Here is a 14775-nt window from a genome sequence, read left to right on the forward strand (position 1 = left end):
TCGATCATTTCGCGGGTTCGGCAAGCCATTGACGGATGATGGCGACGGTTTCGTTGGGGTTGCGTTCGGCAAGCTCGCCGACGCGGTGAACGGACTGGGCGTGGACCTGCCCCTGGACGGTGGCGACGTCGATCGCGCTGGCGGTACCGTTCGGCAGCAGCGTCTGGCCGCCGGCCGGCGCGGCCTCGTCGGATGCCGCGGGGCCCGACAGGACGCCGCTGATGGCGGCGGCGACCTCGTCGGAGGCGAGGATGCGCTTCACCAGCGGACGGATCACCATGAACATCACGACCAGGCCGAGCAGCATCATCACGCCGAGCTCGACGAAATACATGATGTCGTCCTTGGTGAACTGCAGCATGCCGAGGAAGCCGGACGGTTCGGCGATCGGGGTGGTGGAGGGGGCGTCGGCAAAGCGCAGATTGACGACCTCGACCTGGTCGCCGCGCTTCTGGTCGAAGCCGATCGCCGAGCGCACCAGGGTGGCGATGCGGTCGAGCTGCTCCTTGGTACGATCGGTGTAGGTGAGTTCGCCCTTGTCGTTCTTGGTGTAGATGCCGTCGACCAGCACCGCGACCGAGATGCGGTTGACCCGGCCGGCCTCGGTCACCTCGGTCTTGGTGGTGCGGGAGATCTCGTAATTGTTGGTCTCTTCGGTCTTCTTGCTCTGGTCCTTTGCCGCTGGGCCGCTGTTCTGCTGCTGGCCGGGGAGCTCGTTGTTGACCGTGACCTGGCCGTTGTTGTCGGCGGTCATGCTCTGCTCTTCGCGGGTCTGGGTCGAGCGCAGCACGCGGCCTTCGGGATCGAACTTGTCCGAGGTCTGGGTGATCTTGTTGAAGTCGAAATCGGCGGAGAGCTGGACGCGGGCGCGCCCCGACCCGACCACGGAGGAGACGATGTCCTCGACCTGCTTGCGCATCCGCTTCTCGAAGGCGGTGCGGCGCTCGTCGCCAAGGGCCTGCTCGGGATCGGCCTGGGCACCGTCGGCGAGCAGCTGGCCGGCCTCGTCCACGATCGAGACCCGCTGCGGCTTCAAGCCGTTGACGGCGGAGGCGACGAGGTGGCGGATGGCGCGGATCTGCTGGGCTTCGAGCGAGCCGCGGACCCGCACCACGATCGAGGCCGACGGCTCCGGCGCATCGCGCGCGAACAGCGGGCGCTCGGGCAGCACCAGATGGACGCGGGCGGCCTGGATCCGGTCGATGGCGCGGATGGTGCGGGCAAGCTCGCCCTCCAGTGCGCGCAGATGATTGATGTTCTGGACGAAAGAGGTGGTGCCGAGCGCATCCGACTTGTCGAACACCTCGTAGCCGACGCCGCCGCCCTTGGGCAGGCCGCCCTCGGCGAGCTTCATGCGCAGGCGGGTGACCTTGTCCTTGGGCACCATGATGATGCTGCCCTCATTGCGCAGCTCGAACTGAATGCCCTGGCGTTCCAGGTCCTTGATAATGCTGGAGGAATCCTCGACGCTAAGGTCGGTGAACAGCGTCGTCATCTGCGGCGTGGTGACGCGCATGATGACGAAGGCAAAGAAGCCGATGAGCGCGGCGGTGACCGCGATCATCGCCCCGAACCGGGCGGCGCCGATACCCTTTAAGAAGTCCGCAAGACCTTGCAAGCAACCGCCCCGACAGATTCGGCCGCTTTCACTGGAAGGGCCGACTGGGCAATTATTGCCTAGGTGATGGTTTCCATATGGTTAACGACGGTTAACAGCCCGGACAAAAGTCGGCCCAAAAGCAAACATGAAAAAAATCGGCCTCGCGGAGCGAGGCCGATTTTCGTCAAAAGCAGCAGATTTCCGGATCGCTTACTGGCGATATTGCTGGATGCGGGTGGTGCGAAGACCCGCCAGACCGTGCTGGTCGATGGAAAACTGCCAGGAGAGGAATTCGTCGACCGTCAGGGTATAACGGCTGCAGGCCTCCTCGAGCGAGAGAAGTCCGCCACGAACTGCGGCAACGACTTCGGCCTTGCGTCGGATGACCCAGCGTTTGGTGCCGGGTGCGGGCAGATCTGCAATCGTCAGCGGACTGCCGTCCGGCCCGATGACGTATTTTACCCTCGGGCGATGGGGTTCTGTCATGGCGTACTCACAAACTCTCAACCACTGAACTCACGCCGTAACCCTACGCGTGTCGGCTTAAAAATCCGCTAAGCCTAAGGCTTCAATACAATTCTCGTTGAATCCGGCTGGAACGAAACCGTCCCGGCGGGCTGAGAACACGCTTTCAGCCGGCCGAGCGGGGTCTTCGTAAATACTTTACTAACTTTTGCCGTCGTCCCGGCGGAGGCCGGGACCCATACCGCGTCATCTATCGATGACACGCAGATCGCAATACCAAGGCAAACTCTTTAACTACCGGTCTTCGCCAAACTTCGCCCTGTGGTTATGGATCCCGGCTTTCGCCGGGATGACACCATATGCTTCAGCTGCCGCTGCTGCTCGCCACCACGCTCTTCACCTGGCTCAGCGTGTAGCTGTTGCCGTCGATGGAGAGCAGCGGCGGCGACTGGGTCAGGTCGACGGAATCCACCGTGCCCTGCACCTGGGCTGCGACGCCGACGCTGTTGCCCGAGGCGTCCTTGCCTGTCGCCGTGATCGTATACTTGCCGTCGGGCCATTGCGTGCCGTCATTGCCCTGGCCATTCCAGGTGAACGGAATGTCGCTGCCGGCGCCGGCGGTATATTTGCCGGTGAACACGGTCTGGCCGCTGGAATTGGCGATGGAAATATCGACCGTGGCGCTGGTGGGCACGTTGAGGTGCCAAGTCGCCGACGAGCTCTTCATGGTCGCGGTGGTGCCGTCGACCACCGCGGTCTTGCCGACGAAATCCAGCGCCTGCGTCGCCTGCGTGGTCTGCTGCAGGGTGACGAGCTGGGACAGCGAGTCGTTGGTCTTGAGCTGCTGCTCGACGCCGGCGAACTGCACCAGCTGTTGGGTGAACTGGTTGGTGTCGAGCGGATCGAGCGGGTTCTGGTTCTTGAGCTGCGTGGTCAGCAGCGTCAGGAAGGTCTGGAAATTGCCGGCGAGGGTCGAGCCCGTGGTCGAGCTCAGCGAGCTGGACGAAGAGGATTTAGGAACGTCGGTGGTGCCGGAGACGACCGATGGCGCGGTGGCGGCATTCGTGGTGGTCATGGGCTGATACTCCTCACACTCTGATATCGACGCCACTGCTCGATCCGAGCATGCGGCCATAGCTGCTTCTGACCGGCGGGCTTGCGGCCTGATCATCCTCGCTGATGATCAGCCGGCGCGAATTGCTGCCGTTGTCGTTGTTCTGGCCGGCGTTCTGGCCCGATGAGTTCTGGTCGCGCAGGCTGAAGGAGAGGCCGTTGCTGCCGGTCTTGAGGCCGGCATCGTCGAGGGCGCGCTGCAATTGCGGCGCGTCCTGCCGCAGCATCTGCAGCGTCTCCGGCTTCTCGACGGTGAGATGCGAGGTGACTTGGCCGTTGCGGTCGACATTGATGCGGACATCGATACGGCCGAGATCGACCGGATCGAGGCTGATGTCGAAGCGGGTCTTGCCGGCGCGCGCGGCAGCGGCGATCTCGACCGGGATGCCGCTGATCGGCACCGCATTCGGATTGGCTGCGGTCGCGGTGAGCGTCGCGGTGGAGGCGGTGGCCGTCGATGTCGTCGTGGTCAGCGGCGCCTGCACGGCGTTTGCGGCCTGGGTGCTGACGTCGGTGGTCGCGGCGGCGACGGCTGGCGTGTCGGCATGCGCGTGTGCGACGGGCGCGGCCGGCGTGACGTCTGTGGTGCGATTGGCTGCGTCGACCTTCGCATCGGTCGTGGCCGCGTCAGTCTGCGGCTTTGGGCCTTGCGGATGCGCGGCGGCGGTGGCCGTCGCCGTTGCGGGATTTTGGGCTGGTGTCGCCGTCTGCGCGGTCTTCGCCGGGTCCTGGCCAATATTGGAGACGTCGGTCTGGCCTTGCGTTGTGACAACGGCCTTGAACGAAGACTTCGGCGTGCCCTGGTCGACCGCGGTGACTTGCGCGGCCTTTGCCGTGACATCGGTTGCAGTGGTGTCCGAGTTCGCGACAGCCACCTCGGTCAGCGCGGCCTTCGCGTCGGTGCTCTTGCCATCCCCGGTCTTGGCGGCCTTGCCGGCCGCATCGGTTTTGGTGCCTGATATCTGCGCCGTGATCGAGGCGCTGGCGGCGATGCCGGCCGCTGCAATCGTCAACGGCGACGAAGCCGCGCTGGTGACCTGGTTTGCCACGGCATTCGGATCGACCGGCACCACAGGCGCGGCAATTGGAACGGTGGTCGGATCGGGCGTCGCGGCCGGCGTCGCGGTCTGCGCGGCGACCGAGGCATCCACCGCCGCAGCGAGGCCATCGGTGCTGTCGGTCTTGGCGTCCTTGCGGGCGTCCTTGGCGTCGCCCGCCTTGTTGGTGGACGCGTCGGCCTTGTCCTTGGATTTCCCGTCGGCCTTGGCTGGCGCGGCCGGCGTGTCGCTGGCGGGCGTCGTTGTCTGGGAATTCGTGTCGTCGCTCGCCTTGCTCTGCGAGGACTGGTCTGTCGAGGCGCTGTTGCTGCTCCGGTCCGACGACGCGGACGACGATGAGTTGGATGAGGCGTTACTGCGCCGCGGTGCGTTGTCCTGGTTCGAGGACGGGGCGCTGTTGCTGATGGCGTTGTTGATCGCCTGGGTATTGCTGTCGACGAGGTCGCCAAAGGAGGAACTCGGCGTCTGGTCCTTGGTCTGCGGCCGGGCAGGCTTCGCTTGCGCGCTCGAGACCTGCGCACTCGCCGCTACGTCTGATGTGTGACCAACCACAGGCGACCCCTTGAAAACGTCTTCGGACGAGGAGGTCAGCAAGGAGCGGGCCAATCCCCCGTTTCGATGTTTTATATAGCAAAATCAATTATTTGACGGGTTGGAGCAACCGCCATCGGCCCGCCCGCCGCCCCGTCATTTCTGCCGCCCCGGCAAGAATTGCCTGAAAGCTTGCGGCCGCCATGATTGCTTCACCCGAATGCCGCCTATATTAAAGGGTGCTCTCAGCCGCTTTCGACCGGGCCAGCCAGTGCCCCCAAGGGAACCAGAGGTTCCGGGGGACCGTTGACGTCCCGGCCCAAGTGACCCGGAAGCACAACAGGAATCGCGGGAAACGCCGCCCGCCGTCACGTCAGCTTAAGCCCATGCTCAACAGTCTGGATCTCGAAGGCCGTCCTGAGGATACCAGGGTCGTCGTTGCCATGTCGGGCGGCGTCGACTCCTCGACGACGGCTGCGCTGTTGAAGGCGGAAGGTTACGACGTCGTCGGCATCACGCTGCAGCTCTACGACCATGGCGCGGCCACCCATCGCAAGGGCGCCTGCTGCGCCGGCCAGGACATCCACGACGCCCGCGACGTCGCGGCCAAGCTCGGCATTCCCCATTACGTGCTCGATTACGAGGACCGCTTTCGCGAGTCCGTCATCGACAACTTTGCCGATAGCTACGCGCTCGGCGAGACGCCGGTGCCGTGCATCGAGTGCAACCGATCAGTCAAATTCCGCGACCTCCTGAAGACCGCGCGCGAGCTCGGGGCGCAGGCGCTCGCCACCGGCCATTACGTCGCCTCGCGCCGCCGCGTTGACGGCTCGCGCGCGCTGGTTTGCGCGGCAGATGCCGATCGCGACCAGAGCTACTTCCTGTTTGCGACCACGCAAGAGCAGCTCGACTTCCTGCGCTTTCCGCTCGGCGACATGACCAAGCCCGAGACGCGCGAGCTCGCGCGCCGCTTCGGTCTTTCGGTTGCCGACAAGCACGACAGCCAGGACATCTGCTTCGTGCCCACGGGCCGCTACACCGACATCATCACCCGCCTGCGTCCGAACGCGATGGACCCCGGCGACATCGTCGATCTCGACGGCCGCGTGCTCGGCCAGCATCACGGCATTGCCAACTTCACCATCGGCCAGCGCCGCGGCCTCGGCATCGCCGCTGCCGCGCCGTTTTACGTGGTGCGGCTGGACGCCGCCAACCGCCGCGTCGTCGTCGGCCCGCGCGAGGCGCTGAAGATGCACCGCATCACCTTGCGTGACGTCAACTGGATCGGCGGCGGCGATATCGACAGCGCCATCGGGGGCGGGCTCGAGCTGTTCGTCCGCGTGCGCTCGACCCGCAGCCCGCAGCCGGCCTGGCTGCGCGGCGCCGATGGTGCTTACGAGGTCGAGCTCGTCGCCGGCGAAGAGGGCGTCTCGCCGGGACAAGCCTGCGTGTTCTACGACGCAGCCAGCGGGCAGGCGCGCGTGCTCGGCGGCGGCTTCATCCAGAGCGCAGCCGCGAAGGTCGCGAGCAACACGGCGAGGCCGCTGGTGGAAGCGGTTCGCGGCTAATCATGACGACATTTAGCGCAACCGGTCGGGCTGGGTTCACCTCTCCCGAAGGGAGAGGTCGGATCGCATCGCCAGATGCGATCCGGGTGAGGGGTTACGGTCTCACTGTACTCCGCGGCCCCTCACCCGGATTGCTGCGCAATCCGACCTCTCCCCGACGGGGAGAGGTGAAGTAAGGGCAGGGGCATGGCAGCAGACATCTCGCGGGCCGGGGTCGAGAAGGCCTATGGCCGCTGGGCGCCGGTCTATGATCTCGTGTTCGGCAAGGTGTTCGATGCTGGCAGGCAGTCGACCATCGCCGAGGCCGACCGCATCGGCGGCCGCGTCCTCGACGTCGGCGTCGGCACCGGCCTCTCGCTGTCGGATTATTCGCGCACCACAAAAATCTGCGGCGTCGACATTTCCGAGCCGATGCTGCGCAAGGCGCAGCAGCGCGTGCGGAGCCTGCGTCTCTCCAATGTCGAAGTGCTCTCGGTGATGGACGCGAAGAATCTCGCCTTCCCCGACAATTCCTTCGATGCGGTGGTCGCGCAATATGTCATCACCGCGGTGCCCGATCCCGAAGGCACGCTCGACGAGTTCGTGCGCGTGCTGAGGCCCGGCGGCGAACTGATCCTGGTCAACCACATCGGCGCGGAAAAGGGTCTGCGCAAGCTCTCCGAACTCGCCTTCGCGCCGCTCGCCCGCCGCCTCGGCTGGCGCCCGGAATTCCCGTGGGCCCGCCTGGTGAACTGGGCCGCCAGGCACGGTGGCGTCACGCTGGCGGAACGCCGCCCGATGCCGCCGATGGGGCACTTTTCGTTGATCCGCTACCGCAAATCGTAATGTCCGGCGGTGGGAACAGCACGCGCGCCTAGCGCGTTTCCTTCCCATGCGCACGACATCAAACATCATCTTTGCGGGTCTCGTGATCGCAGCCTTTGGGCCGGCGATCGCACAGGCCCCGCCCGCCCCGGCGACGCCGCCGCAAGCGACCGCGCCGCCATCCCCGCAACACGCCGCCGCCGACTGCGCCCCGCAGGAGCGCCCCAACCGCGCCACCGCGCCCGACGGCACCACCACGGGCCAGGCTCGGGAACGGCTCGGCGACAAGCTGGCCAAATCCGACGGCGTGCTCTGCCCGCCCGCCGGCGTCGACCCCGAAATGCACGCCCCGGCGCCGTCAACCGACGGCAAAATGCCCGTCATCCCGCCCCCCGGCAGCCCCGGCGGCGACCCCAATGTGAAGCCGAAATAAGGGAGTTTCCGCGCAGGCGCCCTTCGCCTCTCCCCGCCGGGGAGAGGCCGGAATCCGCGCTTGCGCGGATTCCGGGTGAGGGGGCCCATCCACGAGCCCAGTGCCGGAAAGGCCAGCTTTCCCGCGGACTTGTCGCGCCGAAGCCTTGGCGAAGGCGGCAGCTTTTCGGATTGACTTCCCACCGCCCCCTTCCTTATATGCCGCGCGTTCGCGAGATCGGCCTTTTCGGCCGCCGCGATCGGCTCGTGGCGGGGTAGCTCAGCTGGTTAGAGCACGGGAATCATAATCCTGGGGTCGGGGGTTCGAGTCCCTCCCCCGCTACCACGTATCCCCCACTATGATGGTGGGCGTCCGGAAAGACCCCTCCGCCGACCAGTGCGGCCAGCTTTCCCTTCACCTCGACCTCGAACCCTTCCCCAGGGCCTTTCGGGTGGACGATGACGCTGTACACAAGCGACCTGAAGTCGGCGACCAACGGGCCGCGGTCGTCCTCTGCGCTTGCGTGTCTCGCTATCGTGTCGGCAAGCGCATTAACTGTCTCGATGTAGCGGTCCAGCGTTGCCGGATGCAGAGAGATGGGGGCAGGGGCCTCCTCGAGGGCAGCTATTTCCGCCTCGACGCGCAACCGTTCTTGCTTCAACTCGGCGATCCGTTGCTTGGCATCCTCCTCGGAAATCACGTAGTTGATCACGAGATCAATGTTGCGCTGACGCTCGCCTTCGATCCGGTCACGTTTGGCCTCTAGCCGCAGGCGCTCCGCGGAAGCGTTTCGCGCAAGCCGCTCTCGTTCACTATTGTAGTTGCGGACGTAGGTCCCGATCAGCCGTGGGTCCTTCAACTCCTCGACCATCCCACCGAGCACAAGTGTTTCGATGTCGCGCAAGTAGATGATCCTGCGATTCGAGCAACTGCCACTCTCGCGCACAGCTGAGCAACGAATCCTTGTCTTTCCGGTCTTGTCGCGGTCGTGAACTGACAGGCCCGATCCGCAACAACCGCACCGAAGAAGACCCGATAGGAGATGTGGGGCTCGTCGCTTCATGTGGCTGGCCAAATGCCCCCTCTCAGTCTTCAAGGCGTGCGCCTGCTCCCAAACTGACTGTTCGACGATCCGCAGTTGGGGCGCATCGATGCTCTGCCACTCCTCACGAGGGTTCGGACGAGACAATCGCTTGCCCGTATCGGGATCCTTCACCATCCTGACCTTGTTCCAGACGATACGGCCAGCATAGAGCTCATTGAAGATGAGTCCCGTCCCGCGCTTGGCGTTGCCATTGATCGTCGACGCATTCCATCGCCGGCCTCGCGGCGGATGGATATTTTCCCGATTAAGATCCTGCGCGATCTCTCGTGGTGCCCGCCCCGCTGCGTATGCTGCAAAAATCCGTCGGACAATCGTAGCTTCATCTTCGATGATTTCGAGCTCGCCGGGCTTGCCAGGTGCCGCTCGATATCCGTAAGCTCGCCCTCCTGCGTGTCGGCCTTCGCGTACCACACCGGCCATGCCGCGGCGGACCTTCTTCGCGCCGTCCTCGCGCTGCATCTGTCCGACGAGGCCGCGGATCCCAATCAAGATGGAGTCCGCAGTGCCATCGTGGACGGCCTGGATCTCGATCCCCTGGAAAGACAACCTTTTGTGAATGCCGGCCAGATCCTCCATGTCACGTGAGAGCCGGTCCAATGCCTCTACGATCACCACCGTGAAGCGATGCTGACGTGCGGCGTCCATAAGCTGCATCAAACCATCGCGGCCAAATACTGATGCCCCAGAACGCGCCTTGTCTTCAAAGGTAGCAACGACATCGAGTTGGTGACGAGCCGCATAAGCGCGGCACAATGCAATCTGGTCTTCAGTCGATTTTTCGTTTTGAAGCTCGGTCGAGAACCGAGCATAGATCGCCGCGGGTTTCATCTCGAATACCAGTCCTGATGGGCTTGTCGCCAGCGGCATCAAGATAATTCTTCATGAGGCGCTCGCTATCGAGAAGATGATCGCGCCTTGCATCGGCGATTGCAAGTGCTTCAACAAATCGGACCAAAGCAGGATCTAGTTCGCCTGAGGTTGCGCGCCCTGGTCCGCGATCGACTACTCCTACCAATCTCGCGCGCTTCATCCGAGTAGGATGCAACGATAACTTGAGAAAAGGCAGGGCCTTTTTGCTCGAGCGTTGAATCGAATGTTATAGCGTAGAAAAAGGACGACCGCTTCGAAACTAGAGATATAAGTCTCGACCAGCTATCGGTATAGCAAGTACCCCACGAGTAGCGTGGTTAGTACCGGGATCGCCCCCAGCACCAAAATTGATCCACGACTTTGACGCTGCAGCACGAAGAGTGTCATGATCACAGCACAAAGAGCCAGCAGCGCGACACCATGTAAGGTCAATCGATCCCAGCCCACAATGACGTAGCGTGACAAGTTCAACCCCGCTTTGCTGGAGATCCCATAAAACGCCCTCACTGGTCATGAGCAAAGCGAGAGCGCCCGCAGCAGTGAACGGCGGAACTGCGGCGAGCAGGCTTATGCGCTGTTGCCGCTTAGTAGCTAAGCGCACCGTTGCGGCTAGTCGCGTCAACACGAGGAAGTGGACGGCTATGAGGAGCAGCGCGCCGAAAACAATCGTTCCGGATGTAATTGTTGAATTGATCGTTAGAAATCGCCAAAGCGATGCACGTCTGTCGTCGAATGTGGCAAGAGTCGCGCTGGCCGAGGTAAACAGGAGTTGAAGTACAAATTCGAGGACGAAAGCACTGAAGAAGCCTAGCAGACCGAAAAGCATCATGTCAGCACGGTACACCGCACTGTGATCAGTCATGGCAATGGCGCGCGTCGCTGGCGCCGGGTGCAGTCCGAGAAAGCGGGACGAAAACCTGCTCAGTGCGGTTGTGTCGCGCGTGGTCACTGAAAAGACGTTGGCGATAGGTCCAACAGCTATTGTCGCGGCGGCATCAGCATAAAACTCCCGAAGTCGCACTGCGGAGCGCCGCTCCAGCATCAGCACCAGGAAGATGCTTCCGAACAGCACTAAGTTTGCGACCATTCCAAATTCCATCCAGCCGAAGAGCGCCTTTCTCACTTCAGGCCATCCTCCAACATTGCCGATGTCTGCCAATGCAACCAACATATTGAATAGGGCCGATCCGTAAGCGATTGACAGAAAAAGCGTAGCGGTGGTGTAGACAACGGACAGCCAATTCTCATGAAGCGGGTCACCGGCGGCCAAATGTGCGTATTCATGAGCTAGTCGGTAGCGAAACCCTTCAGGTTCGCGTCTTATAAATGGCAAGGCCCCCCGACCGACGCCGACAACGTCGCGAGTTCCTATCCGCATCGCAAGAATGCGAGAGTCTCCCATTCCGCCGAGCGCTACCGCCACAACGCGCGCCCCGAAAGTGCGGTTCAAGTCCCGGAGCATCCGCCGGGCCGAGACTGTGCGTAAGGAAGTTATCCCGGATGACCGCCGACGGACGTATGTTGCCACGCAGAGCATCATGCCGACCACAGTCAAAGAGAAGGCAAACAGAATGAAGGCGACGACGAAATGTCCGATTGGTTGGAGCGCGGGGAATTGGTCTAGAGAAAACGGAAAAGAGCTGCCTAGGTAAACGACCGCGATCGTCGTGACGAAAATCGTCGCGAACCAGCCTCGGTATCGGCTCTCAGCACGTAGCGCATCGACAATCGTGGCGCGCTCACTGTCATTTCTTTCCGGTGTCATCTCCGAACAATCGGGTCGCGACTTTCTTGGTTAGCCGTTGGGCATCACGTGGCGACAGCTTAGCTTCAACAACGAGCCGGCCGACAATCGCCATGATCTCTGCCTTGCCCTTGGCGGTCACTATACCACTCAATTCTGCTTTTTTGGGGTCTCCAAGCCAAGTCTTCAGCCGTTCTTTGGCGCCATCAACCAGGAAGCCCTCAACTGTCTTCTTCGGTACGTCGGCTACCCAGGACTTTAGCAGTTCGAAAAGATAAAGCCCGATCGCCACTACGGCGGGACCAGCGCTCGCCAGTTCTGGAATCCCCCATTCTGGACCAAGTCGTCCACGCTGACCTTTGTGGCCCACAGCTTTGACGTATTCGCCGAAAAACTCCAATTCGTCTGGTTCGGTTTCGGCGAGCAATGCGCGAGCCAACGCCTGATGTTCCGCTGCAGACCTTGTCATTCTCTCTCCTAACGGAATTATCCCTGCTTCAGGCCGCGCCATTTCGCTGCCTGGGATAGCTTATTCGAGAACGCACTTAGGTACGATTCTAGTTTACAGGATACTAGAACCTCCATACTATTTATGCGGGTGGGGGCTTTGAGATGGCGAGCGCACACGTCGCTTACAAGGCGGCATTATTTTGTGCTGCGACAGCAATCGGCGGTTGTGCACAAGTGCCGAAGATGCCCGGTGATTTCATGTTGCCGGTGCAGGAGATTGTGGCTCACGCCGTCTGCGAGCTACGGTTCGCTATGCATGATGCTCAGCGCGATCATCCCTCTTTCTTGGCTCATCCCTGGGCGATCAGCATCTCCGTCACTCCAAAGATTGATTCTGAAGTCAGTCTCCGAGCCGGTCTGACTGGCAAGAGCAGCAGTGTGACCGTGCCCTTTTTCAATACATGGGTTGCTGGCGCGGCGCCTGGCGCTGAGTACGACATGAAAGGGCACACTGACGGAGGCGTTAGCTATGTCGTGAAAAGCGGGCAACTGCTGGACGACAGGACTTATCCGTTACCTTGTAGGCGCGACAGTGCTAGCTATCATGCGCTTGCTCGCAATCTTGGTATCTATGACTGGTTATCTCGAACGGCAGCGGCTGCCGAGGGACACATCAGCAAGCTGACGAAGATCGACAAACCGAGTTACAATTCTCAGATCGTTGTCACGTGGGACGGAAGCGGCTCGTTCACTTATAATCAACCGTTCGGAACGGACTTCCTCGGGGCGATGGGGTCGTACAAGGTCGACGAGTCTGTCGCGATATTGTTCAGCGCCGAGGATAACCCCCCTCGGAGACCCATTCGGACCTTCCCGGGCGGTACGCCGTATTCAAGCATAAGTACAGGAACCGGCGTCTCACCTGCTACTCAAAATCGGCTCGACATCCTCGGGCTGCAGCAGTCGATCGTAAATCTCGAAACGGCCATCAATCGTAGAAGATGACGTCATGGACACCTTCTTAATGATCGTAATGTTCTTTGTGACGCCGCCCGCTCTCGGCGACAACAGGCCATGGGCGCTTCAGTCAACGCAATCCTCTCAGTTTGAATCGTGGGACGCTTGCAATGACGTTATCGAGCATCAGCTGATTCCGGCGGTCCAAACCACGGATACCGTTGCTCTGGTCGGGTGGTGCGTGCCTAAATCCTACAAGGGGAAGGCGCGAAACGAAACCTTCAGCCTCGAAGGGACGGCGCGTAGCCAACTCCCAGCAAGGAGATCTGAACTGAGGAAACTGGCCCAAGACCCGGATAGAAAGAAAGAGTTCGGGTCTTGTTACTCATTCGTTCCAGGATCGGGGGTAACCACGCGAGTTCTCGGGCAATGCGAGAATATTAGGCCGCACTGACCTGTTGGCGACAACGTTACTTCGTGGGCACTTGTCCATGCGCCGCGTTACCCGGCTCACGAACGCCTTCTCAAAGAAGGTGGAGTACCACTATCACGCGCTCTCGCTTTATTCGTCTGGCGTAACTTCATCAAGCCGCACAAGCCGCACAAGCCGCTCAAGGGCCTTACCCTTGCGATGCCTGCGGGCTTGGTGTCGGTCTCGCTTGCCGTAGCCGCGCGCGGTGTACCCGGGCCGATCAACTATGCACGCCGTGCCGGCGAGGGCGAGGCTTCCAAGGAAGTTCTTGTATTGGGACCAAAATCGGGCCGCTCAACATCCCCAATTTGTCCGAGCCTGGCAAAACCCTGTCTTTCAGCACGCATATCTGTGAAATGGAGAGGCTTTCTCACTTGCGGCCAATTGGCCAGAAATACCTTAAGTTTCTGCTTGGCCGTCTCTTCTTGCTCCTGATCGATTAGGATTCCACCGATCCCGAACCAATCGAACCATGCTTCGCTTTCGCAGACGGCGAGTCCGGGTGTCGAGATCCGGTCTCATCGATGTACAAATTGAGGATAGGTTTCTTGTCAGATGATTCCTGCGCCATAAAGGCGATATAGCACTGACTCTACAACCATGTGTCCATAGTCTCTAGCCGAAACTGAAGAGCCCACCGCTAATTTCAACTAACGCGCGACCCAAAGTTCTATTGAACAAATCAATGAACATGCAAATGAAGGGATCCGGGCTCCGGCCCGTACCGCTGGGGGTGAGGCGAAGCAGTTCGATCGCCTCGCAAAGTATAACGTAGGGCGTCGTTCCGCGGCGCTTGCGCCACAGTTCATGCAAACCGTGCATCACGTGCCTGCGACAGGGTGATCGATGCGCGACAAATCGGTGTTCAGGCTCAAGAATGCGCCTTCGTCCTGCTCACGCAGGCGCGAAGTAATATCGAGAAGCTCTCGTTCGCTGAGGACAAGGAGCCGCGAAGGACTGCCCCGAGAACCAGAGTATCGCGGCGGTCCGCCAGAGCACGAACAAGGGCCACCAGATCTTGGGACTTTTGCCGCCGATAAAGATTTTTTCCAGCCTGCGAGGAGACCCTCCCGAGTGACATCTCCTGTTCCTCGGGGGAGGAGCCGCGGCGGCCCGCATATACGCCAATCAGCCATGGTTCGACAAATGCTTGCGGCGAAGGAGCAGGTAAGCCTCGAGAATTGATCAGTGCTATGCCGAAGTGCACCACTGGCGAGCCAGACATCCCGTGACGCGTGGCCGAATCCAAAGAAGATCGGCATCTGGCCTGCGATTGACCAGAGGCTCCGAAGCGCCGGAGCCACGCTTCCAAATCGGGAGAGTCCCCGCAGGGCCAATCCCAGCGGAAAGCCCAGAATAAAAAACGCGGCTCCGACCGGCGCATAGCCGTATTCCCAATAGTCGGACTTACCGTCTTTCGAGGGTTGGTAGAGAAAAGCAGCTTTGAAGGACGTAATGCGGTTCCTTTTTTCTTCGTAGTTCGGCATCCAGTCATTGAGACAGATCACGCCGATGTCGACCTGTTGGGCCATCCTGCCCTGCTTAAGGAAGCCGCGATGTTGCCACCACGTGGGCTGCCCATCTTCGACTAGCCCGGCGCCGCAGTGCCCGCACTCCTCGTCGTAG

12 protein-coding genes, 1 tRNA gene and 2 pseudogenes are annotated in these 14775 nt (G+C 61.4%); 7 read left to right on the top strand and 8 right to left on the bottom strand.

Annotated elements, in window-relative coordinates:
* Positions 1 to 4 precede the first annotated feature (4 nt).
* From fliF to XH80_RS00210, 4 genes are all read right to left on the bottom strand, one after another.
* Positions 5 to 1618 carry a flagellar basal-body MS-ring/collar protein FliF gene (gene fliF / locus XH80_RS00195; protein WP_271596855.1) on the bottom strand — a complete coding sequence of 538 codons (1614 nt, stop codon included), beginning with the start codon at positions 1616 to 1618 and terminating at the stop codon, positions 5 to 7.
* A gap of 192 nt (positions 1619 to 1810) precedes the next feature.
* The gene (gene sciP, locus XH80_RS00200) at positions 1811 to 2086 is read right to left on the bottom strand and encodes a CtrA inhibitor SciP (RefSeq protein WP_002714638.1); all 276 of its coding nucleotides are present in this window, start codon (positions 2084 to 2086) and stop codon (positions 1811 to 1813) included.
* A 343-nt stretch (positions 2087 to 2429) separates the two neighbouring features.
* The gene (locus XH80_RS00205) at positions 2430 to 3140 is read right to left on the bottom strand and encodes a flagellar hook assembly protein FlgD (protein ID WP_271596856.1); all 711 of its coding nucleotides are present in this window, start codon (positions 3138 to 3140) and stop codon (positions 2430 to 2432) included.
* 13 nt (positions 3141 to 3153) lie between these two features.
* Positions 3154 to 4788, bottom strand: coding sequence for a flagellar hook-length control protein FliK (locus tag XH80_RS00210; protein WP_271596857.1), 1635 nt, complete (start codon positions 4786 to 4788; stop codon positions 3154 to 3156).
* Positions 4789 to 5153: 365 nt separating this feature from the next.
* Between XH80_RS00210 and mnmA the strand changes: the two genes are divergently transcribed.
* From mnmA to XH80_RS00235, 5 genes are all read left to right on the top strand, one after another.
* The gene (gene mnmA / locus XH80_RS00215; protein WP_271596858.1) at positions 5154 to 6335 is read left to right on the top strand and encodes a tRNA 2-thiouridine(34) synthase MnmA; all 1182 of its coding nucleotides are present in this window, start codon (positions 5154 to 5156) and stop codon (positions 6333 to 6335) included.
* A 186-nt stretch (positions 6336 to 6521) separates the two neighbouring features.
* Complete coding sequence (locus tag XH80_RS00220; protein WP_271596859.1) at positions 6522 to 7160, top strand: class I SAM-dependent methyltransferase; 639 nt, start codon at positions 6522 to 6524, stop codon at positions 7158 to 7160.
* 46 nt (positions 7161 to 7206) lie between these two features.
* Complete coding sequence (locus XH80_RS00225) at positions 7207 to 7572, top strand: hypothetical protein (protein ID WP_271596860.1); 366 nt, start codon at positions 7207 to 7209, stop codon at positions 7570 to 7572.
* A 247-nt stretch (positions 7573 to 7819) separates the two neighbouring features.
* Positions 7820 to 7896: transfer RNA gene (locus tag XH80_RS00230), tRNA-Met, on the top strand.
* Between the two features lie 13 nt (positions 7897 to 7909).
* Positions 7910 to 8317, top strand: a complete 408-nt coding sequence (locus XH80_RS00235) for a hypothetical protein (protein ID WP_271596861.1) — start codon at positions 7910 to 7912, stop codon at positions 8315 to 8317.
* Positions 8318 to 8440: 123 nt separating this feature from the next.
* Here the strand turns inward: XH80_RS00235 and XH80_RS00240 are convergent.
* The 3 genes and pseudogenes from XH80_RS00240 to XH80_RS00250 form a co-directional block, all read right to left on the bottom strand.
* Positions 8441 to 9469: pseudogene (locus XH80_RS00240) on the bottom strand (recombinase family protein); the annotation flags it as partial.
* A gap of 316 nt (positions 9470 to 9785) precedes the next feature.
* Positions 9786 to 10976 carry a hypothetical protein gene (locus XH80_RS00245; RefSeq protein ID WP_271596862.1) on the bottom strand — a complete coding sequence of 397 codons (1191 nt, stop codon included), beginning with the start codon at positions 10974 to 10976 and terminating at the stop codon, positions 9786 to 9788.
* A 295-nt stretch (positions 10977 to 11271) separates the two neighbouring features.
* Positions 11272 to 11739 (bottom strand): hypothetical protein, encoded by a 468-nt coding sequence (locus tag XH80_RS00250; protein ID WP_271596863.1) that lies wholly within the window; start codon positions 11737 to 11739, stop codon positions 11272 to 11274.
* Positions 11740 to 11882: 143 nt separating this feature from the next.
* Here XH80_RS00250 and XH80_RS00255 point away from each other — a divergent pair, with 143 nt between their 5' ends.
* Positions 11883 to 12725, top strand: a complete 843-nt coding sequence (locus XH80_RS00255; RefSeq protein WP_271596864.1) for a hypothetical protein — start codon at positions 11883 to 11885, stop codon at positions 12723 to 12725.
* A 437-nt stretch (positions 12726 to 13162) separates the two neighbouring features.
* Positions 13163 to 13347, top strand: a pseudogene (locus XH80_RS43795) (IS1 family transposase); the annotation flags it as partial.
* 623 nt (positions 13348 to 13970) lie between these two features.
* On the opposite strand, the gene XH80_RS00260 reads toward XH80_RS43795, so the two are convergent.
* The gene (locus XH80_RS00260) at positions 13971 to 14681 is read right to left on the bottom strand and encodes a hypothetical protein (RefSeq protein ID WP_271596865.1); all 711 of its coding nucleotides are present in this window, start codon (positions 14679 to 14681) and stop codon (positions 13971 to 13973) included.
* Positions 14682 to 14775: the final 94 nt, after the last annotated feature.

This window comes from Bradyrhizobium sp. CCBAU 45384 (genome assembly GCF_028128665.1).
Lineage (GTDB): Bacteria > Pseudomonadota > Alphaproteobacteria > Rhizobiales > Xanthobacteraceae > Bradyrhizobium > Bradyrhizobium manausense.